Genomic DNA, 16631 nt, shown 5'->3' with positions numbered 1-16631 from the left:
CCCTGCCGACCGGTTTTCACCGCCGCCAGGTGAGCACCACCGGCGCGAGCGGGTCGGCCAGGTCGAGCACCACGTCCGCCTGCCGGGCCGGGTTCGCCTCGGCCCGGTAGAGCTCCTGCCCCGGCAGGTAGCGCGCCCGGTACCGGCGGCGCACCTCCTCGGCCGAGCCAAACACGCCGAGGTCACGGATCAGTGCCCGGCGCAGCGTCTCGGCGGGTTCGACGTGCAGGTACACGGTCACGTCCCAGTGCGCCCGCAGCTCCGGCCGGAGCAGGAACACCCCGTCGGCGAGCAGCACTGCGTCGGACGGCGCGGTCACCGGCTCCGCCGTGACCGGCGCCTCGGCGCGCAGGTCGTACGCCGCCGGCAGGTACCGCCGGTCACCGCCGGGTCCGAGCGGGCGCAGCACCCGTGCCACCAGCGTCTCGTGGTCGAAGGCGTCCCGGTAGTAGCCATCCGGCGACAGCGGGCCCCGGGCGCGGCGGACCGCGGCGGGCCGGTGGAATCCGTCCACGCTGACCCGGAGCACCGACCGCCGCGCGCCCAGCACCTCGGCCAGGTCGTCGGCCAGCCGGGTCTTGCCCGCCGCGTCCGGGCCGTCGACGGCGACCCGCAGCGGGTGCGGCGGGCGGCGTACGGCGAGGTCGTCGGCGAGGCGGGCCAGCACCTGCGCCCGCCTCCCGCTCATCCGCGCGCCCCCGGCGGGCGGTTGTTGAGGCGGGCCGCCTGCCGGTTCAGGTGGTCGCGTTCGGCGAGGCTGGACGCGCGACGGGCCGCCTCCGCGTACAGCGCGGCCGCCCGGTCCGGGTCGCCGTCGCGTTCGTGCAGGTAGGCGGCCACCGCCGCGTGCCGGGGCAGCGTGTCGTCCAGCGCCGCGAGCGCCGCCAGCCCGGCGCGCGGGCCGTCCGCCTCGCCGACCGCGACCGCCCGGTTGAGGCGGGCGATCGGGCTGCCGGTCAGGCGGACCAGTTCGTCGTACCACTCGACGATCTGCACCCAGTCGGTCTCGGCGGCGGTGGGCGCGTCGGCGTGCAGGGCCGCTATCGCGGCCTGGGCCTGGAACTCGCCGAGCCGGTCGCGGGACAGCGCGGTCTGCAGGACGCCGACGCCCTCGGCGATCAGCGCGGTGTCCCACCGGTGGCGGTCCTGCTCGGCCAGCGGCACCAGGCTGCCGTCGGGCGCGGTCCGCCCGGCCCGGCGGGCGTGGTGCAGCAGCATGAGCGCGAGCAGCCCCGCCACCTCCGGGTGGTCGATGGCGGCGGCGAGCTGGCGGGTCAGCCGGATCGCCTCGGCGGCCAGGTCCACGTCGCCGGAGTAGCCCTCGTTGAACACCAGGTACAGCACGCGCAGCACGGTGGCGACGTCACCGGGCTGGTCGAAGCGGACCCCGGAGACGGTGCGTTTGGCCCGGCTGATCCGCTGCGCCATGGTGGCCTCCGGCACCAGGTACGCCTGCGCGATCTGCCGGGTGGTGAGCCCGCCGACGGCGCGCAGCGTCAACGCGACGGCCGACGACGGGCTCAGCGACGGATGCGCGCAGAGGAAGTAGAGCTGGAGCGTGTCGTCCACGGCGGACACCGGGCCGGGCGGCGGCTCCTCCTCGACGACGTTCTCGCGACGGCGCCGGGCGGCGTCGGCGCGGGCCGCGTCCAGGAACCGCCGCCAGGCCACTGTGACCAGCCAGCCCAACGGGTCGCGGGGCGGGTCGGCCGACCAGGTGCGCAGCGCCTCGACCAGCGCGTCCTGCACCGCGTCCTCGGCCGCCGCGAAGTCTGCTCCGCGGCGGACGAGGACACCGAGCACACCCGGGGTGAGGCTGCGCAGCGCGACCTCGTCCATCGGAACTGTCACTCGGTGATGGTGGGCGGCCCGGTCAGGAACGGGCGCAGCTCCAGCCACTCGTGGATCGGCTTGCCGCCCTGCCCGGGCGCGGCCGACAGCTCCCCGGCCAGTTCGAGCGCGCGCTCGTAGCTGTCCACGTCGATCACCATCCAGCCGGCGATGAGGTCCTTCGTCTCGGCGAACGGGCCGTCGGTGACCGGCGGGCGTCCCTCGCCGTCGTAGCGGACGAACGTGCCCTCCGGGGCGAGCGCCTGGCCGTCGACGTACTCACCGCTCTCCTGGAGCCGGGCCGCGAACTCCTGCATGTAGCGCACGTGCGCGGAGATCTCCTCCGGCGTCCATTTGTCGATCATCGGCATGTCGGTGACCGGGGTCGGGCCGCCGCGGTAGTGCTTCAGGAGCAGGTACTTCATCGGTGTCTCCTCGTGGAGGGTGCGACCCATTCTGGCCGCGTTCACCCCGGGGACGAAGCTGCCTGTCCGTTCTCGACATCGGTGGCGGAGAAATTTCCGCCGTCACATCGCGTAGGGCATCCTAGGAGGCTAGCTCTGGTGGGCCGGGCCGCCTGCCCCCGTCGCGGCGGCCCGGCCCGTCAACCGGCGGCGGTGCGACGCAGGCCGGTGATCAGCACCGCACCCGCGAGCAGGTGAAACGCCACCAGCGTCAGCCTCGCCGCCGCGCCGACTGCCCCGCCCAGCGGTCCGAGCAGGGACACCAGCAGCACCAGGCCCGCGACCACCGTCCAGACCGTCCGGGCGCGGGCGGTGAGCCGCTCCAGCAGGGCCAGCAGCGCCCAGCCGGCCAGCCCGGCGAGCAGCGCGCTCACCACGACGGCCACCGGCGTCACCCGCTGGTCGGTCGAGCCGGTTCGCGCGACCAGGTCCACCCCGGCCAGCGGCACCGCGACCAGCCAGCCCAGCAGGGGGGCCGCAGCGGCCGCGAGCACCGTCAGCAGGCGGTCCCGGCGGCGATTCGGGCGGGCGGCGACGGTCGGGAACGTGGTCTCCATCGGTGACTCCTCCACATCGGGACGACTGCCGGAAACGCTAGGTCCGGCGGGCCGCCGCGCGGATCGGGCCGCGGAGCGGTTCCCGGCTCCGTCGCCGGAACGACCACCGGCCCGGATCTCCGTCTGGCGACCGATGAGAAGCGGTGACCCGGCGGCCTAGCATCCGGACATGAAGTGCGCGCCCCGGCCCTGGTTCCTGCTGCTGCTCGACGGCGGCATCGCCACCGTGAGCCTCGCCGTGTGCCTGCTCGCGCTGCTGGCCTCCGACGCCGGACCGGACACGACCGGCGCGACCGCCGTCGCGGTCGGCCTCGCGGTGGCGCAGGCGAGCTGTCTGCTGTGGATCCGGCGCCACCCGGGGTACGCCGTCGGCGTCGCCGCGCTGGCAGGGGTCGGCCTGGAGGCGCTCTGCCCGCAGCTCGGTTGGCTCGGCCTGGTCGCGGTGCCGTTGGCGTACGTGGCCCGGCTGCGCCCGCCCCGGTACTCGCTCGTCGCGCTCGGGCTGCTGCTGGCGCCCACGCCGTGGAAGCTGGTCACCGGCGGCTGGCGGGACCTGCTGCTCGCGGTGATCGCGCTGGGCCTGGCCTGGACGCTGGGCGAGTTGCAGCGGGCTCAGGCGCAACGACGCTGCGCGTGGGAACGGCACGTGCTGGCGGCCGAGCGGGAACGCATCTCCCGGGAACTGCACGACGTGGTGGCGCACCACGTCGCGGTCATCGCGGTGCAGGCCGCCGCCGCCGAGGACGTGTTCGACGAACACCCGGCACAGGCGCGGGCCGCGCTCGCCGCGATCGACACGGCGGCCCGCTCGGCGCTCACCGAACTTCGGGCCATGCTGCATGCGCTCGCCCTCGACGACGGGTCCGAACCGGACGGACCGCAGCCAGGACTGGCGCAGCTCGACGCGCTCGCCGACGCGGTGCGCGCGGTCGGCCTGCCGGTGACGCTGCACCGCGAGGGCGACGGCGAGGCGCTACCCGGCGGGGTGCAGCTGTCGGCGTACCGGATCGTGCAGGAGTCGCTGACGAACGCGCTGCGCCACGGGCACGCCACCCGCGCCGACGTGGACGTCCACTACCGCGACGGCGTACTGCGGCTGGAGGTCGTCAACGACGGCCCGGCGCCCGCCCGCCGGCCCGGCACGCCCACCGGGCGCGGCATCGTCGGCATGCGGGAGCGGGCCCGGCTGCTCGGCGGCACGCTCGACGCCGGCCCGTTGCCGGCCGGCGGGTTCCGGGTCCACGCGCGACTGCCGATCGGGGCGGCCCGGTGACCGTGCGGGTGGTGGTCGCCGACGACCAGGAGCTGATCCGCGCCGGGCTGCGCACCGTCCTCGACGCGCGGCCCGACCTGAGCGTGGTCGGCGAGGCCGCCGACGGCGTCGAGGCGGTGGACGTGGCGACGCGTACGCGGCCGGACGTGGTGCTGATGGACGTCCGGATGCCCCGGCGCGACGGCATCGCCGCCACCCGGGACCTGGTGGCCGCCGGCAACCCGGCCCGGGTGGTCATGCTGACCACGTTCGACCTGGACGAGCACGTCTACGCCGCGCTGCGCGCCGGGGCCAGCGCGTTCCTGCTCAAGGACACCCGCCCCGCCGACCTCGCCGAGGCGGTACGCGTGGTGGCCCGCGGCGAGGCGCTGCTCGCGCCGACGGTGACCCGGCGGCTGCTGGACCGGTACGCCGACCGGCTGCCCTCGCCCGCGCCCACCGGTGACGCGCTCGCCGCGCTGACCGCCCGCGAACGGGAGGTGCTGACGCTCACCGCACGGGCACTGTCCAATGCGGAGATCGCCGCCCGGCTGCACCTGAGCACCGCCACCGTGAAGACGCACGTCTCGGCGATCCTCACCAAGCTCGGCCTGCGCGACCGGATCCAGGCGGTGGTGCTCGCGTACGACACCGGGCTGGTCCGGCCGGAACCACCGGTCCGGTAGGGCGAACCGGACAGCGGGCGCAGACGCGCCGAAGCGGGACGGCACGCCGTCCGGCCTGGCCCGGCATGTCCACCCTCCGGTGGCGGCAGGGAGCACACCGGACGGCAACGAAGATTTCTCAATTACCCCCAGTGACCGCCGCAACCCTCTTAGTGTTGGCCACACCGGTGCTCGTCACGGAGTTGGCCACCCGAACGACGTCCCACGCCTACAGCGGACGAAAAGTGAAGGAAGACGCGGATGAAGGCACAGTCATTTCTCGGATCGGCGGCGTTCGGCGTGGGCCTCGGCGCACTGCTGCTCCCGGCCGCCGCGCTGGCGGACACCAGAGTCTCACCCGCCACCACACCGGTCGGCGGCACCGTCGTGCTGACCACCACGTGCAACCCGAACGCCGGTGACGCGATCTTCCGGGTCACCGGCCCGGACCGGGACCAGAACGTCCGGTCCACCACGGCCGCCGCGGGCGGTGGCCTGAGCGCCGAACTGTTCACCGCCGGGTTCACGCTCGGCACGTACACCGTCGCCACCACCTGCGGCGACGGCAGCGACGGCGGCAGCGCCACGTTCGCCGTCACCCCGATCGGCGGCGCGCAGGCCGGTGGCGGCGGACGCGACGGCGACACCGGGGTGCTGATCGCCGGCGGCGTGCTGGCCGCCGGGGCGCTCGCCGGCGGCGCGTACGCGGTCGTCCGTCGACGCCGGGCCGGCGCCGCGGCCTGACCGGTCCAGCCGAGCGGTCGCCCGCGCCGGAGTGATCCGGCGCGGGCGGCGCGTCCCTGTCGGACGGAGGTGGCATCCTGTCCTCGTCGCAGCACGGCGGCCGGTCCCGGCTGCGCACCGCCGTGGTGGTCAGCGCCGTCACGGTGGCCGCCGCCACCGGCGCCGGACTGGTCTCGGCCGGGCTCGGCAGCACGTCGACGACACCACCGCAGCCCGGCGCGTCCGCCGCGCCCGCCACCGAGCGCCCCGGCGCCGCCGGAGCGGCGCTGCCCCGATCCGCGCCGGTGCGCGTCACCATCCCCCGCATCGCCGTCGACGCCGAGATAGTGCCGGTGGCCACCGACGCCGACGGCGCGCTGGAGGTGCCGCCGCTGGAACGACCGGAGGTCACCGGCTGGTACCACCCCGGTCCCGCGCCCGGCCAGGCCGGCAACGCGGTGCTGGTCGGGCACGTCGACTCGCAGCACGGCCCGGCGGTCTTCTTCGACCTCGGCCGGCTGCGCCCCGGCGACACGATCCGGGTGTTGCGCGCCGACGGCCGGACCGCCACGTTCACTGTGGACGGTGTCGGGGCGTACCCCAAGGAGCGCTTCCCCACGGCGCGGGTCTACGGCGGCGACGCGGCGCCGCGGCTGCGGTTGATCACGTGTGGCGGGCGGTTCGACCCGGGGACCGGCAGCTACCCGGACAACATCGTGGTCTTCGCCACCGCCGCCCGCTGACCCGGCCGCTCAGCCCGCCAGGTCGTCCAGCTCCGCGCCGAGCAGCTTCGCCAGCAACTCCACCCGGCCCGGGTCGTTGTCGACGGTGATGTTGCGGCTGGGCATCTCGACGGTCATCAGCAGGTAGAGATACAGCCGGTAGAGGCCGAGCCGCCGCCGGACCCCGGCGTCGAGCGGGAACGGCGCCACCGTCCGGTACGCGCGCACCAGCGCGTCGCCCGGCTCGTCCTCGACGCGGCGGAACAGCAGCGGCGACACCAGGTCCATCAGCGGGTCGCCCCACAGGTAACGCTCGCCGTCGACCAGCCCGCTCAGGCGCGGCTCGCCGTCCGGCCCGTCGACGGCGAGCACGTTGCCGGCCCAGCCGTCGAAGTGCAGCAGCGCCGGGCGGCGTACCGCGTCGAGCACCGCCGCGTGCCGCGCCACCAGCTCACGGACCCGGGACGCGGGCACCGGCAGCGGCACCGCCCAGTCGGCGGCGTCGGCGAGCATGTCGTCGACCATGGCGGTGTAGGCGTCCCGCCAGGTAGCACCGTGCGCCCGGTCGCCGTCGTAGCCGTACCGCTCGCCGGTGACGGCGTGCAACGCGGTCAACGCGAGGCCGAACTCGGCGCGCAGCGGCCCGACGTCCGCGCCGGCCTGCGTCAGGTCCCAGAGGGTACGACCTGGTAGCCGGGCCATGAGCAGCCAGTCGCCCAGCTCCGGGTGGCGGCCGTGGTGCAGCAACGCCGGGGCCGGAACCGCTGGCGCCCGCGCCGCCACCAGGCGCAGGTAGTGCGCCTCCGCGCCGATCATGTCCCGCTCGTAGCGCAGCAGCGGCACGTGCGGCGGCGGGCCGACCTTGAGCACCACGTCCCGCCCGTCGGCCAGGCGTACCCACCAGACGGCGGCGAAGCCGCCACCGGAGAGCGGGCCGCAGCTCTCCACCTCAGCGCCGGGCCCGAGCGAGGCGGTCAAATAGTGGCGGACCTGCGCGGGATCGAGGACACGCTGAGTAGGACTCACACTCATGGTGCAGAAAGCGTAGTGCGTCCGAGGCTCAAGGAAGGGCCCCCTTTTAACGCCTCCGGTAGAGGAAGGGCCCCTTCTTAACAGCTCCCGGACGCTTGGAAGAATCGTGGCATGGCGAAACGGGGTGAACGGACGACGGCCTGCCCGTGCGGCACCGGCCGGCCGTACGCGGACTGCTGCGCCCCGGTGCACTCCGGGCAGGCGACGGCGGCGACCGCGGAGGCGCTGATGCGGTCCCGGTTCACCGCGTTCGCGCTCGGCGACGCCGCGTACCTGCGCCACAGCTGGCACTCGACGACCCGGCCGGCGCGGCTGGAGCTGGACCCGGGCACCCGCTGGCTGCGGCTGGAGATCCTGGAGACCGGCCAGGGCGGGCTGTTCGACAGCGCCGGGACGGTCCGGTTCCGGGCGCACTACCGCGAGGACGGCCGGACGGGCGTGCTGGCCGAGCACAGCCGCTTCGCCCGCGAGGACGGCCGCTGGGTGTACCTGGACGCGCTGCCCGAGTGACGCCGCCCTGCCGCGGAGCGCCGGGTGTTAACAAGGGGCCCTTCCTCTACCGGAGGCGTTAAAAGGGGTCCCTTCCTTTCGCCGCGGGGCTAAGCGGGGCGTGGGGTGGGCTGGGCCAGCTCGCCGATCTCGCGCGGCAGCTCGGACAGCGCGCGGTTGAACTGGGCCGGCCCGATCACCCGGTGCAGCGCCTGCAGCACCGCCCGGGCGCCGCGCTCGGCGTCGGACGGTGTCGCGCCGGAGCGCTCGGCGACCCGGCGCAGGAACTCGTCGTACCCGAAGACCTCGGGGTCGTCGACCCGGGCGCGGGCCAGCAGCGGACGCAGCTCGTGCGCGACGTGCGCGGACAGGTCGTCGGCCTCGCCGCCGCTGATCCGCTCGGCGAGCGTACGCAGTGTCGCCTCGGTCAGCGCGCGGGCGGTCTCCACCGGCACGCCGGCGCGGGCGGACACCCGCGCGTAGAACTCCGGTTCGGCCATCGTCGGTCCTCCCGTCGCAACGGCAGCGTGGCTACCCGCCGCCGGCCCCGGCAAACACCGCCGGCGGTTCGGCGAACAACGGCGAAGACGGTCTCAAGCGAGAGCCCGCGCCGCCGAGACGATCGCGCCGACGCCGATGCCGGCCAGGTCGAGCTGCTGGGCGGGGGTGCCGGAGCCGGGCAGCCCGCGTACCGCCAGGTGGTTGACCCGGGCCGGTTCGCCCAGGTCGGCGAGCGCCTCCAGCACGGCCGAGCCCAGCCCGCCCTCCGGGTAGTGGTCCTCGACCACCACCAGCCGCCCGCCGGTCTCCACGACGGTCTCGGCGAGGCGCTGCCGGTCGACCGGCTTGATCGAGTACATGTCGATCACGCGAGCGTCGATGCCCTCGCGGGTCAGCTCGTCGGCGGCGGCGAGGCAGAGGTGCACCGTCACGCCGGTGCCGAGCAGCGCCACGTCGCCGCCGTCGCGCACGATCCGGCTGCCGCCGATCGGGAACGGCTCGGCGTCGTCGTAGAGCACCGGGTACTTGCCGCGCGTGGTGCGCAGGTAGGTGATGCCCGGGTGGTCGGGCATCTGGGCGACCAGGGCCGCGCAGGAGACCGCGTCGGCCGGGCTGAGCACCGTGGAGCCGGGCACCGCGCGCAGCGCCGCGATGTCCTCCAGCCCCATCTGGGACGGGCCGTCGGGGCCGATCTCCACCCCGGCGTGCGAGCCGACGAGCGCGATGTCGGCCCGGGACACGCCGGCCATCCGGATGAAGTCGTACGCCCGGGACCAGAACGCGGCGAACGTCGCCGCGAACGGCCGGTAGCCGCGTACCGCCAGGCCCACCGCCGCGGCGGCGAGCTGCTGCTCGGCGATGAACATCTGGAAGAACCGATCGGGGTACGCGGCGGCGAAGCGCTCGGCCCGCGTGGAGTCGCTGACCTCGCCGTCGAGCGCGACCACGTCGGGCCGGGCCGCGCCGAGGGCGTGCAGCGCGTCACCGTACGCGTCCCGCGTGGCGACCTTCGTCCCGCGCTCGTACCGGGGCAGTTCCGGCTGCCCGTGCCCGGCCGCGGCGGTGCGCGGCGCGGGCGGTGGCTTCGGACCGGCCACCCGGATGCGCCGGGGGCCGCCGAGCGCCCGGACGGCCCGGTCGGCCAGTTCCGGGTCGAACGCCTTGCCGTGCCAGGCCGGGTCGTTCTCCACCTCCGGCACGCCTTTGCCCTTGACCGTGCGGGCCAGCACCACCGTCGGCCCGGTGGCCTCGCGCGCCTGCCCGTACGCCTCGTCGATCGCGCCCAGGTCGTGGCCGTCGACGACGATCGCCCGGCAGCCGAACGCCTCGACGCGGCGCCGGTAGGTGTCCAGGTCCCACTCCAGCTCGGTGGGGCCGCGCTGACCGAACCGGTTGACGTCCACGATCGCGGTGAGGTTGCGCAGCCCGTAGTGACCGGCCTTGTCCAGCGCCTCCCACACCGAGCCCTCGGCGGTCTCGCTGTCGCCGCAGAGCACCCAGACGTGCGCGGGCGACCGGTCGAGGTGCTGGACGGCGAGCGCCACGCCGACGCCGACCGGCAGGCCCTGCCCGAGCGAGCCGGTGGCGACGTCCACCCACGGCAGCACCGGCGTGGGGTGGCCCTGCAGGCGCGACCCGGTCTGCCGGTACGTCTCCAGCAGCTCCTGCTCGCTGATCGCGCCGGTGGCCCGGAACACCGCGTACAGCAGCGGCGAGGCGTGCCCCTTGGAGAAGATCAGGTGGTCGTTGCCGGGGTTGCCCGGGTAGGACCAGTCGTAGCGCAGGTGCCGGGCGACCAGCACGGCGAGCAGGTCGGCGGCGGAGAGGCTTGATGTCGGGTGCCCGGAGCCGGCCGTCGTGCTGCACCGGATCGCGTCCACCCGCAGCTGGGCGGCCAGCTCCGCCAGCCCGGTCAGGTCCTCGTCGCGCAGCGTGCGCTCTGCTTCCAACGTCACCGCGATCGTCTCCCCCGGGTCGCCGATTTCCGGACTCACGCTAGGCCGCGAACGCGACCATTGGTCCCTTTTCTGGTGATTCACGCTCGTCCGGTGAGCAGCCACAGCGCCACCAGCAGGTACGGCAGCACCGCGACCGCGAAGGCCGCCGGGTTGCCGACCGCGCCGGCGAGCAGCCCGTACCCGGCGTAGAAGGCGACGATGGTCAGGTCGGTGGCCATCCCGGCCAGCGAGGTGACCGTGGCCCGGGCCGACCCGGCGATCCGGGCCTGGAGCCGCACGTCGGCGAGCACCGTGGCGAGCTGGAACGCGGCGAACGCGGCGGCCAGCAGCAGGAAGCCGGCCGGATGCCGCAGCAGCGCCCCGGCCGCCGTCGCGCCCGCCGCGAACACCAGCAGGCCGGCGTACCCCCGGTGGGACAGCCGCTCGCCCAGCGGCGCGAGCAGCCCGCCCACGGTCATCCCGGCCCACACCAGCAGGAGCAGCAGCGGCACGCCGACCTCGGCCATGCCGGTGTCGGCGGCCAGCAGCCCGGTGTATTCGTCCAGCCCGCCCCAGATCGCTGTCACCGCCGCGACCAGCAGCACGGCGGCGCGAACGCGACCGTCGGCGCGCACCTCGCCCAGACCTCGGCGCAGGCTGTCGAACCAGCCGGGCTCGTCGTCACCCGGCCGCTCCCCCGGCTCGTCACCCGCGCCCGGCCCGAGCGGGGTGGCGGCGGGCGGTGGCGCTGCGGCCGGTGGTGGGCGGTGCTCCGGGAAGCGGGCGGCGACAGCAGCCGCGATCAGGCACGTCGCCACGCTGGCCGCGCCGACCGCGAGGTAGCCGCCGAGCGCGTACACCGGCCCGGCTAGCACCCCCGACCCGACGGCGCCGAGCACCTCGGCGGTGCGGGCACGGCCGATCAGCCGGGCATACCGGTCGGCCGCGCCGAGACGCTCCAGCTCGGTGAAGACCAGCGCCTCCAGCGCGCCCGAGCGCAGCGCGCCACCGGCGCCCCAGAGCAGGAAACCCACGGCGAACGCCGGGTAGGACGGCAGCAGCACCCAGAGCGCGAAACCGGCGGCGGCGAGCAGCGGCGCCAGGCACAGCAGCAGCCGGCGCGACACCGCGTCGGCCCACACCCCGGAGGGCACCTCCAGCACGATGCCGGCGGCCGCCCAGAGCACGAACAACGAGGAGATCTGCCCGACCGACAACCCGGTGTCGGCGAACAGCAGCACGTAGAGCGGGTAGAGCAGGACCAGGTCGGTGAGGAACGCGTACCCGTAGAGCGTCGCCGCCAGGCGGCGGGTCGCGGGCACGCGGGCAGGAGCGACGAGCATGGGACCTTCCCACGGGACGTTACGGACACCGGCCGGAATGCACGGCGTCCGCGGCGGCCCGCGGCCTCGTCGCTCAGTAAGGCATCAACATCGCCAGGTCATGCCCGGATCCTATCCGCGGCGACGCGCCCGGGTGGTCCCCCGGCGGGCACGAATTCGGGGCGGGACCGTGCGGTCCCGCCCCGATTCGTCGCTGCTGTTCGGGTCAGCGGCGGAACTTCTCCACGTCGGCCTGCGGGATGACCATCGTGGCCTCGTTGTCCACGGCCTGCTCGGCGGCCGGCTGACGCGGGGTGGTCGGCTGGGTGCGGTCGGAGTCCGCGTACGCCGGAATGTGCTGCGTGGCCTCCGCGCCCGCCTGCGACGGCAGCGGCTCGGTGGCCTCCGCCCCGGCGGCGGCCGAGGTCGGCACGGCGGGGGTGGCCGCGGACGCCGGGACCGGCTGCGTGCGGTCCGCCTCGGTGTCCCGGCTCACCGGCTGGGTCAGCTCGGAGTCCGCGTACGGGCCGGCGGCGGCCAGGCGGGCCTCCACGTCGCGGCGTCCGGCCTGGTACGCGCGGGCGTGGGTGGCGATGGTGCGCGACTCCTCCTCGGCCCGGGTCAGCCAGTTCTCCCAGCGGCTCTGCATCGGCCGGATCAGGCCGCCGCCGACGCCGACGACCAGGATGCCGCCCACCGTGGCGAGCACCGCGATCAGCACCGGGGTGGTGACGGTGGTGGCGACGCCGATCTGGTTGAGCGCGGCGATGACGCCGAGGCCCAGGATGAACACCGAGGCGAGGTTCGCCAGCACCCGGCCGTAGGAAAGGCCGCCGAGCGCGCTGGAGATGATGTCCTTGACGGCACGGGCGATGGCCGCGGCGACCACCACGATGACGATGGCGACGAACGCCCGGGGCAGCCAGGCGATCACTCCGGCGATCAGGTCGGAGATCGGGTTGGGGCCCCAGATGCCGAACGCGAGCTGGAGCGTGACCAGCAGCACCCCGTAGTAGGCGAGCTTGGCGACGATGTCGCTGGCGTCGTACTTGGAGCGGGCGAGCGCGGTCTTGATGCCGCCGCGCTCGACGGCGCGGTCGAAGTGGACGCGTTCAAGGACCTTGTCCACGAGCTTCAGCACGGCCTTGGCGATCAGCCAGCCGGCGATCAGGATGGCGACGAACGCGACCGCCTTGGGCAGGAACAGCATCACCGAGCGGAACGCGTCGCCCACCGCGTCGCCGAAGTTGTCTCTCATCGAAGGGCCTCCACGCACATGGTCCAGGTTTGTTCGGGTGGGGCTACCCGGACCCGCGCGCGGGGAAACGCGGTCAGCCGCCGGGGCAGCGGTAGCTGACGCGGGTGCCGGCCTGCATCGGCGCCGGTTCGATGATGTTGACGGTGGCCGTTCCGGTGGTCGTGCCCACTCCGGTGAACGTCCACTTCAGCGTGAGGGTTGCGGTGTGCTGCCCGCTGCCGACCCGCTCGGTGAGCAGCGCGCCGGGCGGCGAGTCCGAGCGGAACCACTGGTAGCGGATCGTTCCGGCGCGCCCGTTGGTCCGTACCGTGGCCACCACGTCCACAGTCACGTCGCACGCGACGCCGGCCGGCCGGTTCGCCGCCACCGACACCTGCTCGACCTCCATCGGGCGCAGCCGCTGCCACAGGTACAGGCCGACCGTGAGCAGCAGCGCGGCGGTGAGCAGCGTGGACACCACGGAGATGACACGCCGCCAGACCGACCGCGGCCGGATCGGGGGCGCTGTCGGCCAGGGCGGCGCGGGTGGCGGCGTCACCGGCACGCCCGGCCCGAAGCGCAGTTCGCCGCCGGGCGAGGGCACCGGGCCGCCGCTCGCCGTCCGCGCGCCCACGGTCCGATCCGGGTACGCCCCGACGCCCGTCGCCGTCGGCGGCCCGCCGGTCTGGTGCCCGTGCGGTACGCCGGTGGGCTGCCACGACACGGTCGGCTCCACGCCCGGACCCCTGGTCGGCGGCGCCGGACGCGGACGCACGGTCGCCTGCCCGGTCACGGTGCCCGGGGCCGGAATCGATGCAGTTGCCTGGGTCTGGGCCGGGGCCGGACTCTGAACCGGGGCCGAGGACTGAACCGGGGTCGGGGTCGTAGCCGGGGGCGAGGGCGGAACCGGAGCCTGGCGGAAAGGCACCGTCGCCTCGCCGACCGCGCCCTGTGCAAGCGGACGCAGGCTCACCGTCGGCTCCCCGTCCGGGCCGCCCACGGCGGGACGCAGGCTCACCGTCGGCTCCCCGGCCGCGTCGTCCGGGGTGTGGCGAAGCTGCGTCGTCGCCTCCTCCGCCGGGGCCGGGCGCAGGCGCGCTGTCGCCTCCCCCGCCGTGCCGCCCGACGGGGAAAGATGCACCGTCGGCTCGCCTGCCGCGTCACCCGGAACCGGGCCCAGGCTCACCGTCGGCTCCCCCGCAGCATCGCCCGAGGCCGAGGTCTGAGCCGTCACCTCGCTCTGCGAGCCGGACCGGAGGTCCGCGGTCGCCTCATCCGCCGAGCTGTCCGTGGCCCGACCCGGGGCGCCGGTCGGCTCCCCGGCCGCGTTGTCCGGAACGTGGCGAAGCTGCGTCGTCGCCTCATCCGGAGCTGGGCGCAGGTGCGCTGTCGCCTCCCCCGCCGTGCTGCCCGACGCGGAAAGATGCACCGTCGGCTCGCCCGGAACCGGGCCCAGGCTCACCGTCGGCTCCCCCGCAGCATCGCCCGAGGCCGAGGTCTGAGCCGTCGCCTCGCTCTGCGAGCCGGACCGGAGGTCCGCGGTCGCCTCATCCGGCGAGCTGTCCGTGGCCGGACCCGGTGCGCCGGTCGGCGCCCCGGCGTCCGGCGCCGATGCGGCCGGACCGGTGAGGTCCGCCGTGCGGTCGTCCTCGGGCGGGACCGGGCTCAGGTGGACGGTCGGTTCGGCATCCGGCGAGCGGTCCGCCTCCGGCCGGGCGAGATGGACAGTGGGTTCCGCGTCGCCGGTCTCGGCCGTGGCCTCACGTGGGATGGTCGGCTCCTCGCTCACCGCGGAGAGGGACACGGTCGGCTCCGCACCGTCCAGAGACACCGTCGGCTCCCCGCGATCGACAACCACCGGCACCGTCGGCTCCGCGCGATCGAGGGCAATCGGCACGGTCGGCTCCGCACCCTCCACCGGCGACGACACCGTGGGTTCCGCGCTCACCGGGGACAGGGAGACGGTCCGGTCCGCACCATCCACCGACAACGGCACCGTGGGCTCCGCACCATCCACGACCAGCGACACCGTCGGCTCCGCGCGCGCCGCGGACAGAGAAACGGTTGGCTCCGCATCGGCGACGCGAGGCGCGACGAAGTGAACGGTCGGCTCGGCGTCGCCGGGCGGGACAACCGGCAGGGCGCGGGTCGGCAGCGCCTCGGTGGGCTCGTCGGGCCGGGTCACGCCGGCCGTTCCCGGAACGGGCTGCGGTGCTGGGCAGCGGGCACTGTCGTACTCCTAGCCGGGGGTGCAGTCGTGGTAGAGCGTCACGTACACCGGTGACGCCGAGGTGGTCGTGTTGCCGGCGGCGTCGGCGGCGGTGACGCGGATCGGGATGCGGGCGCTGCGCCTGGGTGTGGACAGCGGGCCCAGCGTGCCGGTGAACACGCCGCGGCCGGCGGCGGTCATCCGCACGGTTCCGGTGGCGCCGTCGAGGGTGTAGCCGAAGTTGACGGTCAGCGCGGCCGGGCCGCTGCGGTCGTCGGTGACGGTGGCGGTGACGGTGCTGCTCTTCGCGCCGTAGGGGCAGCCCTTCGGGTCCAGCTCGCTGGGATCGGCGCGTACCCCGTCCACGACCGGCGCGGTCACGTCCGGCGGCGCGGTGGTGGTGCGCGACGCGCTGGGGGTGGGCGCGCCGGTGCGGGTCGGCGACCCGGTCGGGTCCGGGGTCGCCGACGGCGCGGGCGGTGACGCGGTGGAGGGGGTGGGTGTCGGCGACGGGCTCGGCGTCTCGGCGGCGGTCGGATCCGGTGTGGGCGTCGCCGCGGTGGCCGGGGCGCCGGTCGCCGGGGCGGTGGGGGCGGCGGCGTCGCTGCCGTCGTTGGCGGCGTAGCTGTAGCCGGCGCCACCGGCCAGGACGGCGGCGACCAGGGCGCCGGCGGCCAGCGCGGTACGGGTACGGCCCTTGCCGAACAGTCCGCCCCGGCCGGAGCGCGCGCCGAGCGCCGTGTTCGCCACCGTGGTGTGGGCGACGGCGGTGGCACCCTGGGCCCGCTCGGGGAACGGCCACAGCGCGGCCAGCAGCGCCGCCCGGCGGCCCAACTCGCGTAGCCCGCGTTCCTCCCATTCCGGGCCGTAGCCGGCGCCGGCCACCTGTTCCAGCAGGTCGAGGAACGCCTCGGCGGACTCGGGCCGCTCGTCGGGGCGCTTGGCCATGCCGTGACGCAGCAGTTCGTGCACCGGCGGGGGCGCCGCCTCGGCGGGGATCGGCGCGGAGGCATGCTGGTCGCGCAGGGAGAGCAGGTCCGGTCCCTGGTACGGGGGCCGCCCGGTGAGGCATTCGAAGAACGTGGCGGTGGCGGCGTAGACGTCGCAGGCCGGGGCGGCCGGGGCGCCGGTCCACTGCTCGGGGGCCATGTAGCGGGGCGTGCCGGAGACCGTGGTGTCGGAGCCCTCGCCGATCGGCATGGCGATGCCGAAGTCGGCGAGTTTGCTCAGGCCGGCGCCGGTGACGAGCACGTTCTCCGGCTTGTAGTCGCGGTGCACGACGCCGTGGCGGTGCGCGGCGGCCAGGCCGACGAGTGAGCCCTTGAGGACGCAGAGCGCGGCCTCGGGCGTGGTCGGGCCGTGCGCGCGCAGCATCTGGCGCAGCGACACGCCGTCGACCAGTTCCATCACGATGGCCGCGCCGTGCGGGGACTCGACGTACTCGTAGAGGCGGCTGACGTGCGGGTCGTCGATCTCGCCGAGGAGCCGGGCCTCGGCGCGGAAGGCGGTCCGGAACGACGAGTCCGCGCCGAGGTCGCGGACCAGGTACTTGATCGCGACCGGGGTGCCGGTCCGGTCATGGGTGGCGAGCACGACGCTGCCGGACGCGCCGGCGCCGAGCCGGCGGACCGGCGTGTAGCCGGACAGTTCCCAGCCGCTCATGCGACAGACTCCACCGCGTCCCACGGGCG

At 75.2% G+C, this 16631-nt stretch carries 16 protein-coding genes; 5 read left to right on the top strand and 11 right to left on the bottom strand.

The features are described 5' to 3' along the window. Positions 1–16 precede the first annotated feature (16 nt). From ACSDG8_RS00855 to ACSDG8_RS00840, 4 genes are all read right to left on the bottom strand, one after another. Entirely contained in the window at positions 17–688 is a 672-nt protein-coding gene (locus ACSDG8_RS00855) for a uridylate kinase (protein WP_210894474.1), read from the bottom strand. After that, on the bottom strand, positions 685–1839 hold the full coding sequence (locus ACSDG8_RS00850; protein ID WP_210894817.1) for an RNA polymerase sigma factor: 1155 nt from the start codon (positions 1837–1839) through the stop codon (positions 685–687). Before ACSDG8_RS00850 ends, ACSDG8_RS00855 begins: the two co-directional genes overlap by 4 nt. An 8-nt stretch (positions 1840–1847) precedes the next feature. Further along, a complete protein-coding gene (locus ACSDG8_RS00845) occupies positions 1848–2255 on the bottom strand; it encodes a YciI family protein (RefSeq protein ID WP_210894476.1) in 408 nt (135 codons plus the stop codon). Positions 2256–2434: 179 nt separating this feature from the next. Further along, complete coding sequence (locus ACSDG8_RS00840) at positions 2435–2851, bottom strand: DUF6069 family protein (protein WP_210894478.1); 417 nt, start codon at positions 2849–2851, stop codon at positions 2435–2437. A gap of 169 nt (positions 2852–3020) precedes the next feature. Here ACSDG8_RS00840 and ACSDG8_RS00835 point away from each other — a divergent pair, with 169 nt between their 5' ends. From ACSDG8_RS00835 to ACSDG8_RS00820, 4 genes are all read left to right on the top strand, one after another. Beyond that, positions 3021–4124 carry a sensor histidine kinase gene (locus ACSDG8_RS00835; RefSeq protein ID WP_210894480.1) on the top strand — a complete coding sequence of 368 codons (1104 nt, stop codon included), beginning with the start codon at positions 3021–3023 and terminating at the stop codon, positions 4122–4124. Beyond that, positions 4121–4789, top strand: coding sequence for a response regulator (locus ACSDG8_RS00830; RefSeq protein ID WP_210894482.1), 669 nt, complete (start codon positions 4121–4123; stop codon positions 4787–4789). The genes ACSDG8_RS00835 and ACSDG8_RS00830 overlap by 4 nt, the downstream gene beginning before the upstream one ends. Positions 4790–5029: 240 nt before the next feature. Further along, complete coding sequence (locus ACSDG8_RS00825) at positions 5030–5512, top strand: hypothetical protein (RefSeq protein ID WP_210894484.1); 483 nt, start codon at positions 5030–5032, stop codon at positions 5510–5512. A gap of 74 nt (positions 5513–5586) precedes the next feature. Then, positions 5587–6234 (top strand): class F sortase, encoded by a 648-nt coding sequence (locus tag ACSDG8_RS00820; protein WP_210942967.1) that lies wholly within the window; start codon positions 5587–5589, stop codon positions 6232–6234. 9 nt (positions 6235–6243) lie between these two features. Here ACSDG8_RS00820 and ACSDG8_RS00815 read toward each other — a convergent pair whose 3' ends face one another. Beyond that, complete coding sequence (locus ACSDG8_RS00815; RefSeq protein ID WP_439427530.1) at positions 6244–7245, bottom strand: phosphotransferase family protein; 1002 nt, start codon at positions 7243–7245, stop codon at positions 6244–6246. A 111-nt stretch (positions 7246–7356) separates the two neighbouring features. On the opposite strand from ACSDG8_RS00815, the gene ACSDG8_RS00810 reads away from it, so the two are divergent. After that, entirely contained in the window at positions 7357–7755 is a 399-nt protein-coding gene (locus ACSDG8_RS00810) for a YchJ family protein (protein WP_439427529.1), read from the top strand. 89 nt (positions 7756–7844) lie between these two features. Here ACSDG8_RS00810 and ACSDG8_RS00805 read toward each other — a convergent pair whose 3' ends face one another. The 6 genes from ACSDG8_RS00805 to ACSDG8_RS00780 form a co-directional block, all read right to left on the bottom strand. Beyond that, a complete protein-coding gene (locus ACSDG8_RS00805; protein WP_439427528.1) occupies positions 7845–8234 on the bottom strand; it encodes a DUF2267 domain-containing protein in 390 nt (129 codons plus the stop codon). A gap of 93 nt (positions 8235–8327) precedes the next feature. Continuing rightward, complete coding sequence (locus ACSDG8_RS00800) at positions 8328–10190, bottom strand: transketolase (protein ID WP_439427527.1); 1863 nt, start codon at positions 10188–10190, stop codon at positions 8328–8330. Positions 10191–10270: 80 nt separating this feature from the next. Continuing rightward, the gene (locus ACSDG8_RS00795) at positions 10271–11515 is read right to left on the bottom strand and encodes an MFS transporter (RefSeq protein ID WP_439427526.1); all 1245 of its coding nucleotides are present in this window, start codon (positions 11513–11515) and stop codon (positions 10271–10273) included. Positions 11516–11720: 205 nt separating this feature from the next. Then, positions 11721–12752, bottom strand: a complete 1032-nt coding sequence (locus ACSDG8_RS00790) for a mechanosensitive ion channel family protein (RefSeq protein WP_210894496.1) — start codon at positions 12750–12752, stop codon at positions 11721–11723. 73 nt (positions 12753–12825) lie between these two features. After that, positions 12826–13467, bottom strand: coding sequence for a hypothetical protein (locus tag ACSDG8_RS00785; RefSeq protein WP_439427525.1), 642 nt, complete (start codon positions 13465–13467; stop codon positions 12826–12828). A gap of 1503 nt (positions 13468–14970) precedes the next feature. Next, entirely contained in the window at positions 14971–16602 is a 1632-nt protein-coding gene (locus ACSDG8_RS00780; RefSeq protein WP_439427524.1) for a serine/threonine-protein kinase, read from the bottom strand. Between the last annotated feature and the right edge of the window lie 29 nt (positions 16603–16631).

Source organism: Micromonospora sp. LA-10 (assembly GCF_051853095.1).
Lineage (GTDB): Bacteria > Actinomycetota > Actinomycetes > Mycobacteriales > Micromonosporaceae > Micromonospora > Micromonospora echinospora_A.
Note: the sequence above shows the minus strand (reverse complement) of the source record. Positions and strands in the feature narration are given on the sequence as shown.